This is a genomic window from bacterium, assembly GCA_016873475.1.
In the GTDB taxonomy this organism is placed as follows: domain Bacteria; phylum Krumholzibacteriota; class Krumholzibacteriia; order JACNKJ01; family JACNKJ01; genus VGXI01.
In genome coordinates, this window is record VGXI01000366.1 from 1 (window position 1) to 2,010 (window position 2,010).

2 protein-coding genes are annotated in these 2,010 nt (G+C 69.6%); both read left to right on the forward strand.

The window, feature by feature from the left end; genetic code table 11:
* A partial coding sequence (locus tag FJ251_15810) for a flagellin (GenBank protein MBM4119167.1) occupies positions 1-161 on the forward strand: 161 nt, incomplete at its 5' end.
* Positions 162-347: 186 nt separating this feature from the next.
* The coding region (locus FJ251_15815) for a hypothetical protein (GenBank protein MBM4119168.1) at positions 348-2,010 on the forward strand (1,663 nt) is incomplete at its 3' end.

A 2,010-nucleotide genomic window follows, 5' to 3' on the forward strand; every position in this document is an offset into this window, starting at 1 on the left:
CCGAGGAGAACCTGGTCGCCGCCGAGTCGACGATCCGCGACACCGACATGGCCGCCGAGATGGCGACCTTCACCCGCAATCAGATCATGCTGCAGGCGGCCACGGCGATGCTCGCGCACGCCAACTCCGCCCCGCAGGTGGTCCTGCAGTTGATGGGCTAGGGCTTCGGGACGCCTGGCCATCCGGGCAATCCTCGGGGGCTCTCCGCCGTGAGGCGGGGAGCCCCTTTTTTCCGGCAGAGGGCTCAAGGGGCGGGACCGAGCGGCCGATAACCGGCCGGAGCCTCGGGAGGGCTCCAGGAGCTTTCACTCCGGGGCCGTCCGGGCCCCTAGCCGGGAGAAGCAGGCATGGCCGTGGGACTCAACTCGATTTCGGGCATTTTCAGCGGGATCGACTCCGCCTCCCTCGTCGACAAGATCATGCAGTTCGAGCGCCGGCCGGCCTACCTCCTGGAGGCGAACAAGGCGCGCGAGGAGCTGACCTTGGCCGGCTTCGGCGCGCTGGAGGCGGCCCTCGCCAATCTGCGCGGCGCCGTCGAGGGCCTGCGCCGGCCCTCCGACTTCCGGCGCATGCAGGTGAGCAGCTCCCAGGCGGAACTCCTGAGCGCCACGGCCGACCGCGGCGCGGCCGCCGGCGTCTACAACCTGCGCATCCAGCAGCTCGCGCAGAGCCACCAGGTCGTCAGCGGCGGATTCGCCGACGCCGAGACCAGCCTGGGCACCGGCACCGTGACGATCAGTCTCGGCGACGAGAGCTTCACGGTCTCGCTCACCCAGGGCAACGATAGCCTGCAAGATCTCGCGACGGCGATCAATCAGGCGGCCGGCGGCGTGACCGCGATGGTCGTCAACACCGGCGAGGGCACGTCGCCCTACCAGATCATCCTCTCCGGCAACGAGACCGGCGCCAGGCAGACGATCGGCGTCTCCACGGCGCTCACGGGCGGGACCGGGATCGGCTTCGGGACCGTGGCGGGCGTGGTCATCGAGAGCCAGAGCGGCTCGAGCAGCGTGACGAGCGGCGGGAACTTCACCGGGGACACGGACGCCGTCTACAGCTTCACGGTCAGTCAGGGCGGGGTCGTCGGCAGCGACACGATCCTGATCGACTGGACGAACGACGAGGGCGGCAGCGGCCAGATCACCCTCGATGCGGACTACGCCGGCGGGCCGGTGGTCGTGGCAGGCAGCCTGGCGCTCAGCTTCGGGGCCGGCGATCTCCAGGCCGGCGACGCCTGGAACGTCAGCGCCGTGAGCAGCACGATCCAGGCCGCGCAGGATGCGCTGATCAGCTTCGGCACCACGCTGCCGATCACGATCGCCAGCGCCAGCAACACCGTGAGCAATCTCATCAACGGTGTCTCCTTGAACCTCCTCGGCGCCGACGCCGACCAGACGATCACCGTCAAGGTCGAGCAGAACGTGGAGGGGCTGATGGAGAGCCTGCAGGGCTTCGTCGACAAGTACAACGGCGCCGTCGACTTCCTGCTCGAGCAGTTCGCCTACAATCCGGACACGGAGAAGGCGGGCGTGCTCCTCGGCGACCGCACGGCGATGCGCCTGGACTCGCAGATCCGCGGCGACGTGATGCGCGCGGTCGCCGGCCTCGGCAGCGAGTTCAGGCAGCTCGCGCAGATCGGCATCGGCACGAGCGTCGGCGAGAGCCTGAACGTCGACGGCAAGCTGAGCATCGACGAGGACACCCTGCGCGCGGCGATCCAGGACGACCTCGAGGGCGTCATCGCGCTGCTCGGCAGCACGGGCTCGAGCAGCGACGAGGATGTCGTCTTCCTCAGCGCCGGTCTCGGCGTCGTGCCGACGGGGGCGCTGGGCGGCTACTCCGTCGTCATCACGCAGGCGGCGACCCAGGGCAACTACACCGGCGGGGGGATCACGACGCCCAGCGGCGGCTCGCCCTTCGTGATCGGCGCGGGCAACAACCAGCTGCGCCTGAAAGTGGACGGCGTCGAGGGCAGCGCCATCACGGTGCCCGCCGGCAGCTCCACGAAAA